This is a genomic window from Microbulbifer epialgicus (assembly GCF_041447265.1).
Classification (GTDB): Bacteria; Pseudomonadota; Gammaproteobacteria; order Pseudomonadales; family Cellvibrionaceae; genus Microbulbifer; species Microbulbifer epialgicus.
The window spans coordinates 130,503-150,530 of the sequence record NZ_JBGMEK010000002.1; the positions used below are offsets into that span (position 1 = coordinate 130,503).

Below are 20,028 nucleotides of genomic sequence, written 5' to 3' on the forward strand. Positions count from 1 at the left end.
TCAATGAGCTTATTCTTATAAGAGGAATTTGGAGATGTCAGAAGATGTGTTGTTTCAATTAAAAAATATCAGCAAAAATTTTGTCAAAGGTAAGGAAAAAATTTCTATTTTTGACGACCTCAATATGACAATTGCACGTGGGGATTTTGTCGCCATTATGGGGCCATCCGGGTCCGGCAAAACCACCCTACTGAATATGCTTGGCGGTGTTGACCAACCCAGTGGCGGCGAGGTTTGGTTTGATGGCAAGCGTATTGATTTCCTCAGTGAAAGTGCCCTGACTCGCTGGCGAGCGGAAAATATCGGCTTTATTTTCCAGTTCTATAATCTGATGCCTATGTTAAACGCTCAGCGTAATGTGGAATTACCGCTGCTACTGACCAAACTGTCTAAGGCCCAGCGCCGTAAAAATGTAGAGACCGCCCTTGCTTTAGTGGGGTTGAGTGACCGCGCCAAGCATATGTCCAGCGAAATGTCCGGTGGCCAGCAGCAACGGGTCGCCATTGCCCGGGCCATAGTATCCGATCCAAAACTGATACTCTGTGACGAACCCACTGGTGATCTGGATCGCGCGACCGCCGATGAAATTCTGGAAATGCTGCAGCTGCTCAACCGGGATCACGGCAAAACTATTGTTATGGTGACCCATGACCCTGCCGCAGCCAAATACGCAAAGCGCACTCTGCATCTCGATAAGGGACAATTTGTGCAGAGGGAAATTGTGGCATGAACGATCTCTATTTAATTTATAAAAACATGACGAGGAAGCCTTTGAGGTTGTTCCTCACCTGTTTCGCAATATTTATTGCCTTCCTGATTTTTGGCGCGGTTACCAGTTTGCAATATGCGTTAAATTCCACCATAAATCTTTCTGCAGATAATCGCCTGGTAGTTTTTAACCGGATTAACTTTACCCAATCCTTACCTCTCTCCTACTACCAAAAAGCAGCTAACTTTGAGGGAGTCAAAGATATTACCCATCTTAATTGGTTCGGTGGTTTCTATCAGGAACCGAGCAATCAAATTGCTTCATTTGCTGTAGATCCGCAGACTTATTTGCGCGTCTACGAAGAAATCATCATAGATGACCAACAAAAACAAGCTTGGTTTAATAATCGCCAGGGTGCCCTGGTCGGTGAAAAACTCGCGCAAATTAATGGGTGGAAAGTTGGCGATAGAATCCCTATTTCCTCCACAATTTTTTCCCATAGAGATGGAGGCAATACTTGGGAGTTGGTAGTTTCAGGAATCTTTAGGGGAAATACTGAGCAATACGATACACGACATATGGTATTTCATTACAAGTACTTTATAGAAACCCAAACATTTGGTGATAACTGGATAGGCTGGATGGCACTTACCACCGATGATCCGGGCCTGAATGAAAAAGTTGCGAAAACTATCGATGACAATTTTGCCAACTCTCAAAATGAGACCGACACCAGCACCGAGAAAGCTTTTAATAAAGCCTTTATTGAGCAAATAGGCAATATTGGCCTGATTATTTTCTCCGTGGTGTTTACCGCTTTTTTCACCATTTTGGTAGTGGTTGGCAATACTATGGCCCTGGCTATTCGTGAACGCACGGGAGAGATTGCTGTACTGAAAACCCTGGGCTTTTCCAGCCCACGTATTTTTCGTATGGTATTGTCCGAGTCGATATTAATCGCATTAATCGGCGGGCTTTCTGGCTTGGCGGCCGCCTGGATGCTATTGGAAGGCACAAAGAGTTTTTTCGCAAGATTTCTCCCGAATCTAGTTCTCGACAGTCATATTGCCTTAGAAGCTCTGATTTTTATGTTACTGCTTGGCATAATTACCGGACTACTGCCTGCGTTTAACGCCTTGCGGCTAAATATCGTCACGGCATTTAACCGTCAACAGTGAAGCGTCTGAAATTCAACCCTGTTGTGACCCTCTTGCAATTGGGTATCGCAACAAGCTCCTGTATGGAGGAAAAAGAATGGGTTCTCTAATTGCACAAATAGTTTCGGTCACCCTGATGAACCTGGGCAGCTTGCGCCGGCGCTTGTGGATGTCGCTGGCCATGGTATTAGCCTCGGCTGTAGTGGTAGCAATATTGCTGGCGTTTCTCGCCATGGCCAAGGGCTTTGAGGAAACCATGCGCGGAGCTGGCTCTAGTCAAATCGCTATCCTGATGCGTAAAAGCTCCTCGAGCGAGATCAATTCAGTCATCCAGCAAGAGCAAGTCAACCTGATTGGAGAGTCTGAGGGGATCACACACGACAGCAGTGGCCCGCTGATTTCGCCGGAGCTCTATGTAATTGTTGATGGCATCAAGAAATCTACCGGTACCGAGGCCAATATTCCTTTACGAGGTCTCAATAAAACCGGCATGAATATGCGTACCAATATGCGTTTGGTAGAGGGCCGTATGTTTACTCCTGGCACTAATGAAATGGTAGTTGGGCAAGGGGTGCTCAGGGAGTTTGATGGCTTTGAAATTGGTAAGGAAGTGCGTTTTGGCAAAAATCTGTGGACTGTAGTTGGTGTGTTTTCCACTGGCGGAAATATTTTTGAAAGTGAATTGTGGGCAGATATCAAAATTATCCAGAGTCATTACAACCGCGGTAACAGCTATCAGTCGATCCGGGCGAAGTTGGAAAATGACGGTGACTTGGGGCCTCTGAAAGAAACTATTGAGCGGGAACCTCGCCTGAACTTGGATATCCAAACCGAACAAGAGTATTTCGCCAGCCAGGGCAAGCAATTACAGTACATCGCCACTTTCGGTTGGATTATCAGCGCGGTGATGGCTCTCGGCGCACTCGCAGGTGCGCTCAATACCATGTACACCTCGGTGGCGGATCGCGCTAAGGAAATTGCCACTCTGCGTGCGCTCGGCTTCAGTAACTTCTCCGCCTTCTGCGGTACGATTGCCGAAGCCATGGTACTGGCAGTGACAGGCGGACTGTTGGGCTCGTTGGCGGCATTTATCTTCTTCGATGGACTCAACACTTCTACCCTGGGGGGTAGCTTTACCCAGGTGGTGTTCAGTTTCGAGATGTCCCCAGACCTATTCCTGCAAGGTGCCATACTTGCACTGGTCATCGGCTTCGTCAGCGGCTTTTTTCCCGCCTGGCGCGCGGCACGTATGCCGGTCATAGTGGCCTTTCGCCACGCAACTTAAAACCGAGACTGTATTGAATCAGAAAAGGGCTGCCACGAGGCGGCCCTATTTTTTCTTACGGTAAATTTTACTTTTACCCTCCGGCTGTTTGCGGAAGCGTTTGTACTCCCACTGATACTGCTCCGGTGCCTGGGCAATACAAGCTTCCACACCGCGATTCATCGCCGCCAGGGAAACCTTCTGTTCCTCACTGTGAATTGCATTCTCTGCCGGGAGGAAAACCAACTCAAACCCTCCCTCTACGCGCTTACCGAAGCCGAAAACCACATGGCATTTAGTGCGTTGCAGCAGATTGTGAGCGAGAGTCATAGTCAATGCTGGGCGCCCGAAAAAAGGGGCAAAGTCACCGCCCATATCCGGTTCCTGATCCGGCAATACCATGGCCACATGACCTGCTTTCAAACACTTGAGCAATGAACGCACACCGTGAATATTGGTAGGTACCATTTTTGCTCCTGTCTTTTCGCGGCCACCGCGAATCACCGGGTCCAACTCGGCAATTTTCGGTGGTTGGTACAAGGCCATGGAGGGCCCCATGGCAGCCAGGTACATGCCAAAAATTTCCCAGTTGCCCGTGTGCGGCATCAATACTAGCGTACCGTAACCGTCCCCTTCCCCTTGGAATAACAGGTGTTGATTGCGGACCTGCAATATGGCTTTTTCATTGGTGGCCCAGGGGTGATGCCAAATACTGGCTATTTCGAAACCGGTGATGGCGGTATTCACTACACTTTCCCGTGCCAGCCTCTCCCGCTGCTTGGGATTCATCGCCGGGTAACACAGTGCCAGGTTGATTCTACTCAGACGCAAGCCCTCGCTACGCAGCAGAACAGCCAGCTTGCCTGCGATACGCCCCAGGCGCCGCGACCAGGACAGCGGTAACCTGCCCATCAGTTTCAGTGCACCTGCAACCAAGTGCCCCTTAATATCCAAAGTAACTACTTCCTATACAAAATTGGCGCCGTCAGGCGGCCCTAATGCCAAGTATGGCGATTCAAATCATGCGGCGAGGTCACAACGCTTTAAGCGCGACAGCCGCTACCGCTATAATTGCGTCCCTTTGCCCACAGCAGATACTGATCCGGAGATAGCGGTGTCCAAGCAATACGATCTCAGTACCTTTCAGGGGCTTATTTTTGCCCTTCAGGATTATTGGGCGCGCCAAGGGTGCGTCATTCTACAGCCTCTGGATATGGAAGTGGGTGCTGGCACCTTTCATCCGGCCACCTTCCTACGCGCCATAGGGCCAGAAAGCTGGAATGCGGCTTATGTACAGCCCTGCCGCCGCCCCACCGATGGCCGCTATGGAGAGAACCCCAACCGTCTGCAGCACTACTACCAATATCAGGTAGTGATGAAGCCGTCCCCAGACAATATTCAGGAATTGTACCTCGACAGCCTACGCGCCATGGGCGTGGATCCGGCTATCCACGATATCCGTTTTGTCGAGGACAACTGGGAATCCCCAACCCTGGGTGCCTGGGGCCTCGGCTGGGAAGTTTGGCTGAATGGAATGGAGGTAACCCAGTTTACCTACTTCCAGCAGGTGGGCGGCCTAGAGTGCTACCCGGTTACTGGTGAGATTACCTACGGACTCGAACGTATCGCTATGTACCTGCAGGGTGTCGAGTCCATCTACGACCTGGTGTGGACCCGCAACCCGGACGGCAGCCCCGTTACCTACGGCGATGTTTTCCACCAAAACGAAGTGGAGATGTCCCACTACAACTTCGAACACGCCGATGTGGAGTTCCTGTTCGCTACCTTCGATCACTGCGAGCGTGAGAGTACACGCCTGATCGAGCTGGGCTTACCACTGCCCGCTTATGAGCAGGTGATGAAAGCCTCCCACGCCTTCAACTTGCTGGACGCGCGCCACGCCATCTCGGTCACCGAGCGCCAACGCTATATTCTGCGCGTGCGCTCCCTGGCCCGCGCGGTAGCCCAAGCCTACTACGATGCGCGCCGCGCCTTAGGCTTCCCGCTGGCGGATGAGACACTGCGTGCGGATATTCTGGCGGAAAACATCGAGCAAGAGGAGAAGCAGTAATGGCTCAGGATTTTCTGGTAGAGCTGGGCACCGAAGAGCTGCCACCCAAGGCGTTACACAAATTGATGAGCGCTTTCGCCGAAGGTATTACCCAAGGCCTCAAAGGCGCCGAGTTGTCATTTGGCGAAGTAAAAGCCTACGCGGCTCCCCGCCGCCTGGCAGTGGCGGTTTTCGGCTTGGCGGACAAACAACAGGACAAGCAAATTGAAAAGCTGGGCCCGGCCCTCAAAGCCGCCTTCGACAAAGAGGGCAAGCCCAGCAAAGCCGCAGAGGGTTTCGCCCGCAGCAACGGCGTAACCGTTGAACAGCTGGGACGGAAAGAGACCGATAAAGGGGAGCGCCTGGCTTTTTTCAGCGAACAGAAAGGTGCTGAAACTGAATCCCTGTTGGCGGGCACCGTTGAGAAAGCACTGGCTCAGTTGCCCATCCCCAAGCGTATGCGCTGGGGTGCGCGCCGCGAGGAATTTGTGCGTCCGGTGCACTGGTTGGTCATGCTGTTCGGCAACAAAGTGGTGGATGGAGAAGTACTCGGCTTAAAGGCCGGTAACACCAGCCGTGGTCATCGCTTCCACTGTAACCGTGAGCTGGAAATCCACTCCGCCCACGACTATGCACAAGTACTGCGTGAGCCCGGCTACGTAATGGCCGACTTCGCCGAGCGCCGCGAAGCCATTCGCGCTCAGGTCATCGCCGAGGCCAATAACGTTAACGGTGAAGCGGTAATCGACGATGAGCTGCTCGACGAAGTGACTGCGCTGGTGGAGTGGCCTGTAGCCCTCACTGGCCGATTCGAAGAGCGCTTCCTTGATGTGCCCGCTGAGGCCCTGATCTCCTCCATGAAGGAGCACCAGAAGTATTTTCACGTGGTAGATGAAGACGGCCAGCTGCTACCTTTCTTTATCACTGTATCCAATATCGAAAGCCAGGATGCCGCCCAGGTTATCCACGGCAACGAGCGCGTAATCCGCCCGCGCCTGGCCGATGCCGCCTTCTTCTTCGAAACTGACAAGAAGACCAGCCTGGAATCGCGCCGCGAAAAATTGCGCCAAATCGTCTTCCAGCAACACCTGGGCAGCGTCTACGACAAGACTGAGCGGGTGTCCGCCCTGGCGCGCACCATCGCCGAGAAAACCGGCAGTAACGGCGACTGGGCCGAGCGCGCCGGCCGCCTGTGTAAGTCGGACCTGGTTACCGAGATGGTGTTCGAGTTTGCCGATATGCAGGGTATCGCCGGCTACTACTATGCGGAAAACGACGGCGAGCCATTAAATGTGGCCAAGGCTATGTACGAGCAGTACATGCCCAAGTTTGCCGGAGACGAGCTGCCCGCCAGCGAAACCGGCACTGTCATCGCCCTCGCAGATCGTCTGGATACCTTGGTGGGTATCTTTGGTATCGGCCAGCCTCCCAGTGGCTCCCGCGATCCATTCGCCCTGCGCCGTGCCAGCCTGGGCATTATCCGTATCCTGGTGGAAAAGCGTCTCGACCTGGACCTGCGCGAGCTCCTGGAACTGGCCCGCGATAATTACCCGCGCACCGCCCTGGGGGAGTACGACAAGGTGGTAGAGCAGACCCTGCAATATGTGCTGGAGCGCTTCCGAGCCCGCTACGAGGACCAGGGTATTGCCGCCGAGGTATTTATGTCGGTTGCCGCGCGCAAGCTGTCTCGCCCGTTGGATATCGACAACCGCGTGCATGCGGTAAACGCCTTCAGCCAGCTGCCTGAGTCTGGCGCCCTGGCAGCAGCCAACAAGCGCGTCTCGAATATCCTTGCCAAACTGGAATCCGCCGTGCCGAGCAATGTCGATGAGGCATTGTTACAGGAGGAGGCAGAGAAGGCCCTATTCGCTGCGGTACAAGTTGCCCGTTCTGAGGTGGAGCCGCTGTATCAAGATGCGCTCTTCGCCGAAGGCCTCGCCGGCTTGGCAGGTCTTCGCGAGACCGTGGACAACTTCTTCGACCACGTAATGGTGATGAGCGACAACGAACAACTGCGCAATAACCGCCTGGCCCTATTGGCCCAGCTGCGCGCACTGTTCCTCGAAGTTGCCGACATTTCCCTGTTGGTTCCTGCCAAGTAATGGCGAATTGAACCGGGGCACCGAGCCCCGGTTCAACGATACAGGGAGACGCATATGGCAATTATCATTTTCGGCCGCGACGGAGTGATCAACCAAAACCCCAACTATTTCGTGAAATCGGCAGACGAGTGGCAGCCTCTGCCCGGCAGTATTGAGGCGCTGGCTGCGCTCAGTCAGGCCGGCCACCAACTGGTCATTGCAACCAGCCAGAGCGGCCTGGCCTTGGGCCAATTTGACCTGGATGACCTGGAGGCGATGCACGCCAAAATGCGAAATCTGGTGGAAGACGCCGGCGGCGAGATCGCTGCTATCTTTTACTGCCCCCACGGCCCTGAGGACAATTGCCGTTGCCGAAAGCCCCTGGCGGGCCTACTCGATGCTATAGAGGCGGAATTCGATACCAGCCTGCACGGTTGCTATCTGATTGGCGACAAGCTAACGGACTTACAACTGGCTCTGGAAAAAGGCTGTAAACCTGTGTTGGTACAAACAGGCAAAGGCAAAGAAACTTTACAGGCATTAATCCAGAATCCTGACCGTCGCCTCAGCGATACTGCAGTATTCGGCGATCTAACTCAATTCTCTGAATTTTTTTTAAACAAATAATTATTAATACAGCCACTCTCTCTTTTTTTCACTACAAGATAAAAAATAGAAATTAACCTGTTGGACTTAAATGTCCAAGCTGTCGTTTATCCATTTGCTTTACATTTAAATTTTACTAATGGTTAATTCTGGCGCTAGTTTATTGAGTTAGGCGGCATTTTCCTTTAAAAGCTTATCGCAGGGTGGGCTTATCTATCTTGGTTTCTGGATTGATCGGCAAGGCAGAAATTGGGCGTAGTTTGAAAAACTATAATTTCTCATCCCTTTATTTATAAAATTTTTTTATAAATTTATAACTAGCGAAAATTATTTATTCACACTTAGTCCTGCCCGTAAAAAAATAATGGGAATTTACAATGAAGAAAAAAATTATTTCCTCGCTTTTGGCGGGGATGCTGGCCTCAGCTAGCAGCTTTGCAGACACACCTAACAGTACACACTTTCCGAATCTGGAAAAGCGTAAAAAAGTGTTCATTGTTCAATTGGATGGAGAACCGCTCTCTGCTTATCGCGGTACTATCCCAGGCCTCTCTGCCACCAAGCCGGCTTTGCAGCGAAAGCTGGATCCTCGTAGCAGCAGCTACCGCCACTATGCCAACTTTTTGAAAACCCGTCGCCAACGTGTGCTCTCTGCTGTTCCCAGTGCTCGTAAAGTACATGAGTACGAAGCAGCCTTTAATGGATTCGCTGCGGTAATGAGTGAAAAAGAAGCTGAGACGCTACGCGCTCATAAAGATGTAAAAGGTGTTTGGGAAGACCAGCTGCTCAAGATGCACACGGATTCCACCGCGGACTTTCTCGGACTGACCCAGATTCCCAGCCCCTGGCTCTGGGGTGTTACCGGTGAGGATATTGTTATTGGCGTAATTGACTCAGGCATTCACCCCGAGCACCCGAGCCTTGCCGATACCCCAACTCCTCGCCGGGGCAATCGCGGAATTGATATTCCCTACGGACCGGTTCCCGAATCCTTTATCGGCGGGGGCTGTGACTTTGGTAATACCGAGTTCAACCCCGATGATGCCGTCTTTACCTGTAATAATAAATTGATCAAGGCCAAGGCCTTCAATGCGTCCTTCCTCGAATACAATACTTTGGCAGACTACGAGTTTATGTCCGCGCGGGATGCAGACGGACACGGCACTCACACTGCCACTACCGCCGGCGGAAACTATGGCGTGGTAACCCCGGATGGCCAGACCCTTACCGGTATGGCACCCAGAGCGCGAATTGCTGCATATAAAGTTTGCTGGGATGCACCAGATCCAGATGACAGCGGCTGTTATTCATCTGATTCTATGGCGGCCATTGACGAAGCTGTAGCCGATGGAGTGGACGTAATCAACTTCTCGGTGGGCGGTGATAGCACCGTATTTACCGGTGCTCGAGATATGTCCTTCCTCTTCGCCGCCGATGCAGGCGTATTTGTTGCGACTTCCGCAGGCAATGATGGTCCCGGCCCACGTACCATGGGTACGCCCTCCGGCGTTCCCTGGATCACTGCAGTAGCGGCATCTGAGGACGACCAAAGCTTCGCAACTGTACTCCAAGTCGATGCACCCAAGGCTATTGCTGGTACCTATGAATTGATGGAAGGTGGTGGACCTGTCTCCCTCGAGGATAGCGGCCTTTTATCAGGGCCTATCGTTGTAAGCGAGCCGTTGGAAGCCTGTTCCGCGCTGGGCAATCCCGAAGCAATGGAAGGCAAGATTGCTCTGGTAAAACGCGGCAGCTGCTCCTTCACAAGTAAATACAACAATGTCGCTGATGCGGGTGCCGTGGCTATCGTAGTGTACAACGATGGGGCTGACGATGGCCGCATGGATCCACTCCCGATGTCTGCTCCGGATACCACTATCCCAGGTGTAATGATCCGCTACAAAGACGGAGAGCTTATTGCCGCTACCTCTGGTGTTAGCGGAATTCTTGATCCAGAGCTGCAGGTATCCCGTGAGGATCGAATTGCCGAATTCTCCTCCCGCGGCCATAACGTTGGTGCACCAGATATTATTAAACCGGATGTCGCAGCACCGGGGGTCGGTATCCTCGCAGGTACTTCGCCGGTGTTAAGCGGCGGCAGCCTGTTTGAATCCCTAAACGGCACCTCCATGGCCAGCCCTCATGTGGCCGGTATTATGGCTCTGCTCAAGCAGGCTCGCCCAGACTGGTCTCCAGCAATGGCGAAGTCCGCACTAATGACCACCGCACGCAGCGACCTGCAGAAATCTTTCGGTCCTGAAGCTGCAGACCCATTCGATATGGGGGCCGGTGCTATTGTGCCCTCCGCCGCCTTCCGCCCAGGTTTGGTCTATGATGCCGGCTTAAATGACTACTTGGCATTCCTGTGTGGCGCCGAGTATCAACGACAGATTCTCGAACCCGCAACCTGTGAGGAGTTGGTTTCCATGGGTTACTCTCTGGACTCCAGCGACCTAAATCTGCCCTCCATCGGTATTAGTGAGTTAGTAGGCACCCAGACAATCAAACGTCGAGTCACCAGTGTAGCTCCTGGTAAAAGATGGTACTGGGCCACGGTAAATGCTCCAGAAGGCATTGAAGTGAGTGTCCACCCGAAAGTCCTGCATCTTAAAGAAGGGGAAAGTGCGGAATTTGAGGTTACCTTCAGTACTACTGACACTGCCACTATAAACAAGTGGGTCTTCGGTGACTTAACTTGGAAATCCGTAGGTGCCCGCCAGGATGTACGCAGTCCAATCGCAGTGCGACCCACCCCCTTGTCTACTTCCGCGTTAGTAAATGTAGAAGGTATTGATGGTGTCCTGGACCTGGGGGTATTGTTTGGCTATAGCGGCAACTTCCAAGCCAGCATCAACGGCCTGGCTGAAGGTGTGGCAGTGACCGGCAGTATCGAAGATCAGGCTAATCAAGTGATCTATTTCGATATCCCCGAAGGTACTGAAATGGCCCGTATTGCCCTTTTTGATGCCGATGTTGGTGACGGTAGTGGCAGCGATGATCTTGATATAACCGTCTATGGTCCCGGCCCTAACGGCCCAGAAGTGGGCGACAGTACATCTCCGACTTCCGCCGAGTCTGTCACCATGCTTAATCCCACCCCAGGCCAGTATGCGGTGCATGTAGTGGACTATGCCTCTGCAGTGGGCCCTACACCATTTACCCTGTTTAATTTCAACCTGAACGGTGACAACGGCAATACTCAACTGACAGCGCCTTCCCAGGCGCAAGTGGGTAGCAACGACAATATCAAACTAGAATGGATGGATCTTGCCCCCGGCACCCGTGCCCTGGGAATTCTCAGCCATGGCAACGGTCAAGAGGTATTCGCTGAAACCGAGATTATGGTAAACACCCAGTAGAGATTAATTCCCCCATTAATTAATGAGGGAATTCAGTTATTAGAAACCGGTCGAGGCTTAATGCCTCGACCGGTTTTTTTACATTCAGCCCAGTATATTTCCACACTATCTTTACTCACCGTTTGGATCTCCTATTAGCTATCAGGTCCTGATTAAATTCTAACTTTTTCTTGTTTAACTCTAATTCAGCTGCCACATTGATTACTTTCGTAGCCTTTTCGAACATCTGTTCAATTTTCTGAATATATTCACTTTGTTTCATACGTCTGGTTGCGATTATGTGAAAATGCCCTTCATTTATCTTATCCACAGCTATCGTCACCCCCGATGGAATTACACTATTTTTCGTAATTTTCCATCTATTTTTACCACCATCAATAACTTCATTGGCGGATACTCCAGCATGAGATGGCTCAAAATATTAAAAAGGGGGAAGGAAAGAATACACTGCGCTCGGGATCATATGAGGCATGGATGCCGATTACGAGCTTACAGGGATGTATTCACAGCGCGTCTCGAGTGCAGTGTATTCTTTCCTTCTGCCCCAGTAGTAAATGATTCCTGTATGAACATCTTTAACTAATTTCGAATTAAGAGGTCGTATATTCCCATCCTTATGGGTAAATTTGGGCTGTGATGCATTACCATTTCTACATAAATCAAGTTCAATATTTCTTATATCAGAAATATTGAAATCCTTTTCGGTCTTCATCGTATTAATCTATTAGCAATATAGGCACCTAGTAATCTAGGCATAAAAAAACTTCATTCTATGAAATTTTTAAATGGACATATAGGCAGAATTAAATTTGTGTGTCTTCATACGTAATATCTGTTGTATAAATCTACATTAAAGTTATCTTGATCATTGTGAATTTTATTATTATCGATTACTGCCATGTTGATTCCATAATTGACCAACTGAAGAAATGGGCTCAACGTTATCCTTACCTCTAGGCATGAGAATCGATCAAAATTCACTACTAAGAAGTAAGCTCCCTTTTCAACTATTCCGTTTTTTGACAAGACTTATAAAACGCCTCTGCTGCTCACTTTCAAGATTGTTTCCCCTAAATACACTTACACCAAGGTAATGAAGCCCTAAGTCATCATCAAAATCTAATCCATGAGTTTCTGCAAACTCTCTGGTTTTATCTATTTGACGACGCACAGAATCGCCTCTTGCCCGAATGCCGCTGCTATAGCGGATATATGGATGGGCTACAACAATGGTCATAATTCCAACCACTCCCAAAATTTTAGTGACACGCGGATGTTGGGGAAACGCAGGACATGAGGCTGTAATTTAAAATATGTAACTGCTCATGTCCCCATACTCCATACTCCATACTCCATACTCCATACTCCATACTCGGAGATGTCACAAATGAAACATACTCTATATTATAATTTTTTCGAATAACTACAAAGACGCGGACAGTCAGCTATTTCAGGATTACTTAAGCTGCGATTGGGCTAACTCCCCGGGCTCCACAAAGAGCCAGATCTAATTTCGTTTATTAGTCTTAAATAATTTAACTGCCTTTCTTTCTCATTCTTTTGTATTTAAATTAATGCGAAGTATTAAATTCAATGGCAGTTCATTGAGTTACACCACATATTCCTTTAAAAGCATATAGGAGGATGGGCCTGTTCAGCTTCGTTAAGCTGATTTCCGCTACACGATGGATGGACCCAGCTTGAAGGCATCACTTTTTGGTACCGCTGATCTCTTAGTTCTATTATTTTTTTGTGCAGCGGAGAGTCCTCCTTCATGCTAAAGCCCACCTGCCACAAAAAATAAAAATGGGATATCTCAATGAAAAAAAAAATAATTTCCTCTATTCTCGCGGGAGTGCTGGTTTCAGCTAGCAGCTTTGCTGAAAGTCCCAGAGATACGCTCACCCCCAGTCTGGAAAAACACAAAAAGCTCTTTATTGTCCAGCTAGATGGAGAACCGCTCTCCTCCTACAGTGGCACCATTCCTGGGCTCTCCGCGACTAAACCCAGTGTACGACGCAAACTCGATCCACGCAGTAGTAGCTACCGTCACTATGCCAACTTCCTAAAGTCCCGCCGTCAGCAAGTACTCTCCGCGGTTCCCAGCGCACGCAAAGTCCATGAGTATGAGGCTGCCTTTAACGGTTTCGCCGCAGTAATGAGTGAGAAGGAAGCCGAAGCATTACGCAACCACAAAGATGTGAGAGGGGTCTGGGAAGACCGTCTACTCAAGATGCACACAGATTCCACCGCGGACTTCCTCGGCTTGACTCGTATTCCCAGTCCCTGGCTGTGGGGCATCACTGGTGAAGATATGGTGGTGGGAGTCATCGACTCTGGTATCCATCCTGAGCACCCAAGCCTCGCCGATATTCCTACTCCGCAGCAGGGTAATCGCGGTAGAAACATTGCCTACGGGCCTGTTCCTGCATCGTTTATCGGTGAGGGCTGTGAATTCGGCAATACCGAGTTCAATCCAGATGACGCGGGGTTTACCTGCAACAACAAACTGATCAAAGCTAAGTCCTTCTCTGACGCTTTCCTCTCCAGTAATACCTTGGCGGATTATGAATTCCTGTCCGCACGCGATGCAGACGGACATGGCACTCACACCGCGACCACTGCCGCAGGTAACTATGGCGTAGTAACCCCGGACGGGAAAACCCTCACCGGCATGGCACCGCGTGCGCGAGTTGCTGCATACAAGGTGTGTTGGGATGCACCAGACCCAGATGATAGCGGCTGTTCTTCTGCCGACTCCATGGCAGCCATTGACGAAGCCGTGGCCGACGGTGTCGATGTAATTAATTTCTCTGTCGGTGGTTCAAGCACCGTCTTTACCAATGCGGACGATATCGCCTTCCTATTCGCCGCCGATGCCGGTGTATTTGTCGCAACTTCCGCCGGCAATAATGGCCCCGGTCCACGCACTATGGGTACTCCTTCAGGGGTTCCCTGGATCACCGCGGTGGCTGCAGCTGAAGATGACCAGAGCTTTGGTACCGCCTTACAGGTAGACACGCCAGAAGCAATCGCTGGTACATACGATGCGCGCGAAGGCAATGGTTCGGTAACGCTAGAAGATAGCGGTCTACTTTCAGCCCCAATCGCAGTCAGCGAGCCTCTGGAAGCCTGCTCTGTACTCAGTAATCCAGATACCATGGAGGGCAAGATTGCCCTGGTAAGGCGCGGAGGCTGTTCCTTTACCGACAAATATAACAATGCTGCAGATGCCGGCGCCGTGGCTATCGTAGTGTATAACGACGGCACTGCTGAAGATCGTGTAGACCCCATCGTTATGTCCGCACCAGATACCGCTATTCCCGGTGTAATGATCCGCTACGCTGACGGCGAGCTACTCGCCAGCAGTACAGGCGCCAATGGTATTCTGGACCCTGAACTGCAGATTTCCCGCGAGGACAGAATCGCCAGCTTCTCCTCCCGCGGCTACAATGTAGGCGCGCCCGATATTATCAAGCCGGACGTGTCGGCGCCGGGTGTCGGTATACTTGCGGGTACGTCACCGGTATTGAGCGATGGCAGCCTGTTCGGCGCCAAAAGTGGCACCTCCATGGCCAGCCCTCACGTTGCCGGTATTATGGCGCTGCTTAAACAAGCTCGCCCCGACTGGTCCCCAGCAATGGCTAAGTCAGCTCTGATGAGCACGTCACGCAACGATCTCCTCAAGTCATTTGGGCCGGAAAGTGCTGATCCTTTTGATATTGGCGCAGGTGCCATTGTGCCCTCAGCGGCATTCAACCCAGGCCTTGTGTACGATGCCGGCCTCAATGACTACTTAGCGTTTTTATGTGGTGCCGAAAACCAGCCGCAAATCATCGATAGTACTACATGTAATGATTTAACTGCCTTGGGCTACTCTCTTGATTCCAGTGATCTGAACCTGCCCTCCATCGGTATTGGTGACTTGGTGAGTAGCCAAACCATTAAACGCCGGGTGACCAGTGTGGCTCGCGGCCAAAGGTGGTACTGGGCCTCTATAAATGCGCCGGAGGGAATCGAGGTCAATGTTCATCCCAGGGTTTTACGCTTGACTGAGGGGGACAGTGCGGAGTTTGAAATTACCTTTACAGTCACCGAAGAGGCGGCCATGAACGAGTGGGTCTTTGGCGACCTAACTTGGAAATCGGTAGGATCGCGCCAGGACGTGCGCAGCCCGATAGCTGTGCGGCCGGTTCACTTATCCACTTCCCAACTTGTTAACACTGAAGGCACCGATGGCACCCTGGACCTGGGCGTAAACTTTGGCTACAACGGTGATTACGAGGTGGACATTAAAGGCCTAGCAGAAGGAGTCCCCTTCCCCGGCACTGTTGAGGACGGTGGTAACCAACTGATCTTCTTTGATATCCCCGAGGGTACCGAACTCGCCCGTGTCGCCCTGTTTGATGCCGACGTGGGTGATGGCAGTGGCAGCGATGATCTAGACCTGCAAGTCTATGGCCCCGGACCTGATTTCCCACAAGTGGGCACTAGTGGCTCTCCGACATCGGCCGAGTCTGTGGATCTGATTAACCCCGTCGCAGGCCAATATGCAGTATTCGTAGTGGATTATGTGACTGCGGAGGGTCCCTCGCCATTTACCCTGTTTAACTTCAACCTCAATGGCGATAACAGTAATACCCAGCTGACCGCTCCCTCTCAGGCGCAGATGAATACCAATGGCAATGTCAACCTCGAGTGGATGGGGCTAGCACCGGGTACCCGCGCCTTGGGCATCCTCAGCCATGGCAACGGTGAACAAGTATTCGCTGAAACTGAGATTATGGTGGACACTCAGTAGAGAATAATTTCCCCCGCTGAGAAATAACGGGAATTATGAAATTGAACACCGGTCAAGGCCTTGTGCCTTGACCGGTTTTTTATTCACGATCAAGCTCGCCCAATGGCCACAAAGGGCGGTAGCAATCTCTCCTGGTACCTTTCCCTGTGCAATTGTCTTCGACAGCTTTTCCACACATCACATTCTTTTATATCGCCATCCCAAAATTTGTGGATAACTTATCCCATCTGTCTGTTAGTTACACACTTCCTTATAACGACTACTACTTGACCTGAATGACAGGCCAAGCAAAATTGCCCACCTATTTGCACAACCCCAGGGAGATTCCCTTTGCTGGAATTACTATTGAATCGCGGCGCCGAACGCCGCTTGAAGCGTGGCCACTTGTGGATCTACAGTAATGAAGTGGATACCAAGCGCTCTCCTCTCAAGGGAATAGCGCCTGGCAGCCTGTGCCAGGTGCACGACAGCAAGGGGAAACTTCTCGGTACTGCTTTTGTTAACCCAAGTCAGTTGATTTGTGGGCGTCTAGTTAGCAGAAAATCCAGTTTCGACGAAATCGACATAAGTGAGCGCCTACTATCATCTTTAAGCCTGCGCCAACGCTACTTTGAACACCCAAGCTACCGATTGATATATGGGGATTCTGATGGCCTGCCCGGTTTGGTTGTGGATAGGTTTGGTGATTACCTGGCTGTTCAGGTGAGCAACTGGGGAATGGAACACTTTCAACAGCAGGTTGTGGATAAGTTAATTGAGTTAGTCCAACCGGAAGGCATATTACTTCGCAATGATCACCAGGGGCGCGCCGTAGAAGGAATGCCACAAGTCAAGGAAGTTGTCTTTGGAGATGTCCCAGAGATGGCTCCTTTTGAGGAGAATGGCGTTCCTCTGCTTGCACCGATACATGAGGGACAAAAAACTGGCTGGTTCTACGATCATCGCGAAAATCGGCGGCTACTTAACCGCTGGGTTAAGGGTAAGCGGGTATTGGATCTATTTTCCTACGCCGGCGGTTGGGGGGTTCAGGCCCTGGCCAACGGTGCCACCAGCACAACTTGTGTGGATGCTTCACAACAGGCCCTGGACTGGTGCCGGGTCAACGCGGATCACAATGGACTTGTGGATAAGCTCAACACTGTCCATGGCAAGGCCTTGGACGTGCTCAAGGCTATGGTTGCTGATGGGGAAAAGTTCGATGTCATCGTGTTGGACCCGCCGGCCTTCATAAAGAGACGTAAGGATCACAAGGCCGGGCTGTCAGCCTACCGCCATATCAACGAGTTGGCCATGCGGCTGCTTGGCGAAGATGGACTGTTAGTAAGTGCTTCCTGTTCCATGCACCTGCAATCAGACGAGTTACTGGACTGTGTCCGTGGCGCCGCACATCGGCTGGGAAGACATGCACGTATCCTCGCCAGTGGTGGCCAAGGCGCAGACCACCCGGTACACCCAGCAATCCCCGAAACGAGCTATCTCAAAGCTCATTTTGCGCACTTGAGTGGAAACCGCTGGTAGGCTGATACTCACACCTCCCAATAAAAAACCCCGGTTCTAGCCGGGGTTTTCCTTATCCAGTGGTTTTGCCGAAGCTGAGATCAGAAGGTGTACTTCATACCCAAAGTGGCAGTACGCGGCCGGTTAGCACGAGCACCATCGGGGCTGCGACTGATAATCACCTGCTCATCAAACAGATTATCCACTTTCAGGTAACCAGTCAGGCCCGCGCTAAAGTCGTAGTGCGCAGCGGCATCCACAACCCACAGAGACTCAGTGTAATCTAATTGCTCCGAACTATCATCTCGGTTACATTCATAGTCAACACACATTTCGTCTTGGTAAGCCGCTGTCAGATTTATACGCCAAGCAGCACCACTATCCAGGCCTGCAGATACAGCAAAGACATTCTCTGGGAGATCCTGCAGGTTATCACCGGCTCTTAGGTAGTCTTCATCATCTTCACTGATTCGGTCTTGGTCTGCAGAAATCTCTCCGTCAGTGTATGTGTAGGTAGCACGCATTGGCACCGCCCAGCCGTTTGCAAGTACCCACTCACCACCGAAGGATGCTTCCAAGCCTTTGATCTCTGCTTCACCCAGCTGGTAGGTACCACTGTCAGCACCATTGGGGCATTCCACAGCTACCGAACAGTTCTGCACAGCATTCTCATAATCGCTGTAGAAGGCAATTAACTCGGCACTTACGCTACCGTTATCGAAGCGAGCACCCCATTCATAGTTTGTGGATAACTCCGGGCCCTGGCCATCGGCTGCGCCTGCACCGGGAGGTGCAAAGCCACGGTGCACTCCTGCCAGCAGGCTCCACTGCTCACTGGCCTGGTAAACAAGCCCCAGGCCCGGCAGCCATTCATCCACCTGATTGGAGCGGTAGCTGCCCTTCTCAGTACGATCGGCGTCGCCATAGCGCTGCTGTTCGGTTTCCACATCCTCGTAGCGAAGAACAGCCGTGAGAGTCAGCTTATCATTCAGCTTGATATCGTCGTAAACAAAGAACGAGGTAGCCTCAGCTTCTTCGATACGGTTATTGCTGGCGCTAGGCAGTTCAACACTATCAAATACCAGTTGGCCATCAATTTGGTTGTAAATTTCTACAGGTTGATATCTGTCGACTTCATCCTGATGTTGACGCAGGCCGAATGTCAGCTCGTGGACAATAGCACCAGTGTTAAAGCGCCAATCGGCACTGATTTGCAGACCCTCGGCCTCGTACTCGCGGTTGTTATGCTTGATACCAAAGGTGTAGTCCTCAGTGCCATCCAACACCGCTTGGGGATCTATAACTCCGTCAACAGTGCCGCCGGTATTAACAGCATCTATCAATTCACCCTCGCTGACCTTAAACCAGTCGCGCTTAAACTTGTTGTAATAAGCCTGGGTATGCAAGGTAAAGTTGTCACTCAACTCGATGCTGTGGTTCAGCTGGACGGTGCTGTGGCGATTCTGCATTTCATCCAGGGCACTGATGCCATAACGACGATTAGGATCATCGTTAAAGTCGGCATCCGTCAGGCCTAGATAACTCATGCCTGACTCCTCTTCGGAGTACTGCAGCTTGATATCCAACTGCTGGCGATAGGTCGCATCCGCATCGGACTGCAGGCGGCCTTTCAGCAGGTAATCTTCTTTAGCAATATCCGCGCTGTCCGAGCGATCGATTTCGCGGAAGCCGTCAGCATACTGTTGCTGGGTCTCCAGCAGCCAGCCGGTATTTTCTGTGCTAGTGCCATAGTGGGCGTGCAGACGGGTCTCGCCATATTCACCGGCTTCGAGCTGCACCATGCCCTGGCTGGAAGTTGGGATTGGTGTGCTCAACATATTTACCGCACCACCAACAGTAAATGGGCCGTATTGCAATGCGGCGGGGCCTTTAAGAACTTCAATGGCATCCATGCGGCCGGCACTCGGGAAATAGTATGCCTCCGGTGCCGAGTAAGGTGCCGGAGCTACCAATACACCATCTTCCATCAGTGAGATCTTGGCAGAGCGGCCACCCTGTGCGCCACGAATACCAATATTCGGGCGCAGGCCATAGCCATCCTCCTCAAGGATGTATACACCCGGTACAGAGCGCATCATGCGGTTGATATCTACATACTCAAATTCAGCCAGCTCATCAGCATCAACCAGGTGCGCGGAACCCGGCAAATTCGAAATGGACTCGGGATCGCCGATAACGGTGATAGTCTCCAAACGTTGTTCAGCCAGACTCGGTACCGCGGTAATGGCCGCCAGGGCAAAGGCCAAAGGCGACAGGAAAAACCTCTTCATGAACCCTCCATTGAATTTTTGTAGCTTTGTAATTGCTTTCACTAATGAGAATGATTGTATTTTACTACAAATATTTATATGGTAGGAAAGAATTATTTCTTACCTTTTGATGCTTTTATGAGGAAGAAAGGGCTGTTTTTTTAGTTTTCATCCTAACAACTGGATGTTTTCTAGGATCTAACCTTTGACCTGGCTAGCATTGGGCCCATGTAT

General features: G+C 51.1%; 12 protein-coding genes. 9 read left to right on the top strand and 3 right to left on the bottom strand.

Annotation, left to right across the window (positions count from 1 at the left end; translation table 11 throughout):
- Nucleotides 1-34 precede the first annotated feature (34 nt).
- From ACCI49_RS01950 to ACCI49_RS01960, 3 genes are all read left to right on the top strand, one after another.
- Nucleotides 35-730 (top strand): ABC transporter ATP-binding protein, encoded by a 696-nt coding sequence (locus ACCI49_RS01950; protein ID WP_371837284.1) that lies wholly within the window; start codon nucleotides 35-37, stop codon nucleotides 728-730.
- The gene (locus ACCI49_RS01955; protein WP_371837285.1) at nucleotides 727-1,887 is read left to right on the top strand and encodes an ABC transporter permease; all 1,161 of its coding nucleotides are present in this window, start codon (nucleotides 727-729) and stop codon (nucleotides 1,885-1,887) included. The genes ACCI49_RS01950 and ACCI49_RS01955 overlap by 4 nt, the downstream gene beginning before the upstream one ends.
- 76 nt (nucleotides 1,888-1,963) lie before the next feature.
- Nucleotides 1,964-3,151: an ABC transporter permease gene (locus tag ACCI49_RS01960; RefSeq protein ID WP_371837286.1), complete on the top strand. Its 1,188-nt coding sequence runs from the start codon at nucleotides 1,964-1,966 to the stop codon at nucleotides 3,149-3,151.
- Nucleotides 3,152-3,196: 45 nt separating this feature from the next.
- Here ACCI49_RS01960 and ACCI49_RS01965 read toward each other — a convergent pair whose 3' ends face one another.
- Complete coding sequence (locus tag ACCI49_RS01965; RefSeq protein WP_371837287.1) at nucleotides 3,197-4,084, bottom strand: lysophospholipid acyltransferase family protein; 888 nt, start codon at nucleotides 4,082-4,084, stop codon at nucleotides 3,197-3,199.
- Nucleotides 4,085-4,244: 160 nt separating this feature from the next.
- Here ACCI49_RS01965 and glyQ point away from each other — a divergent pair, with 160 nt between their 5' ends.
- From glyQ to ACCI49_RS01985, 4 genes are all read left to right on the top strand, one after another.
- Nucleotides 4,245-5,201 carry a glycine--tRNA ligase subunit alpha gene (gene glyQ, locus ACCI49_RS01970; protein WP_371837288.1) on the top strand — a complete coding sequence of 319 codons (957 nt, stop codon included), beginning with the start codon at nucleotides 4,245-4,247 and terminating at the stop codon, nucleotides 5,199-5,201.
- On the top strand, nucleotides 5,201-7,282 hold the full coding sequence (gene glyS / locus ACCI49_RS01975; protein ID WP_371837289.1) for a glycine--tRNA ligase subunit beta: 2,082 nt from the start codon (nucleotides 5,201-5,203) through the stop codon (nucleotides 7,280-7,282). Before glyQ ends, glyS begins: the two co-directional genes overlap by 1 nt.
- A gap of 54 nt (nucleotides 7,283-7,336) precedes the next feature.
- Nucleotides 7,337-7,888: a D-glycero-beta-D-manno-heptose 1,7-bisphosphate 7-phosphatase gene (gene gmhB / locus ACCI49_RS01980; protein ID WP_371837290.1), complete on the top strand. Its 552-nt coding sequence runs from the start codon at nucleotides 7,337-7,339 to the stop codon at nucleotides 7,886-7,888.
- 356 nt (nucleotides 7,889-8,244) lie between these two features.
- Nucleotides 8,245-11,226 (top strand): S8 family serine peptidase, encoded by a 2,982-nt coding sequence (locus ACCI49_RS01985; protein WP_371837291.1) that lies wholly within the window; start codon nucleotides 8,245-8,247, stop codon nucleotides 11,224-11,226.
- Between the two features lie 1,003 nt (nucleotides 11,227-12,229).
- On the opposite strand, the gene ACCI49_RS01990 is transcribed toward ACCI49_RS01985, so the two are convergent.
- On the bottom strand, nucleotides 12,230-12,463 hold the full coding sequence (locus ACCI49_RS01990; RefSeq protein ID WP_371837292.1) for a recombinase family protein: 234 nt from the start codon (nucleotides 12,461-12,463) through the stop codon (nucleotides 12,230-12,232).
- 582 nt (nucleotides 12,464-13,045) lie between these two features.
- Between ACCI49_RS01990 and ACCI49_RS01995 the strand changes: the two genes are divergently transcribed.
- The gene (locus ACCI49_RS01995; protein WP_371837293.1) at nucleotides 13,046-16,027 is read left to right on the top strand and encodes a S8 family serine peptidase; all 2,982 of its coding nucleotides are present in this window, start codon (nucleotides 13,046-13,048) and stop codon (nucleotides 16,025-16,027) included.
- A gap of 330 nt (nucleotides 16,028-16,357) precedes the next feature.
- Nucleotides 16,358-17,545: a class I SAM-dependent rRNA methyltransferase gene (locus ACCI49_RS02000; RefSeq protein ID WP_371837294.1), complete on the top strand. Its 1,188-nt coding sequence runs from the start codon at nucleotides 16,358-16,360 to the stop codon at nucleotides 17,543-17,545.
- An 80-nt stretch (nucleotides 17,546-17,625) separates the two neighbouring features.
- Here ACCI49_RS02000 and ACCI49_RS02005 read toward each other — a convergent pair whose 3' ends face one another.
- Entirely contained in the window at nucleotides 17,626-19,815 is a 2,190-nt protein-coding gene (locus tag ACCI49_RS02005) for a TonB-dependent receptor family protein (RefSeq protein WP_371837295.1), read from the bottom strand.
- Between the last annotated feature and the right edge of the window lie 213 nt (nucleotides 19,816-20,028).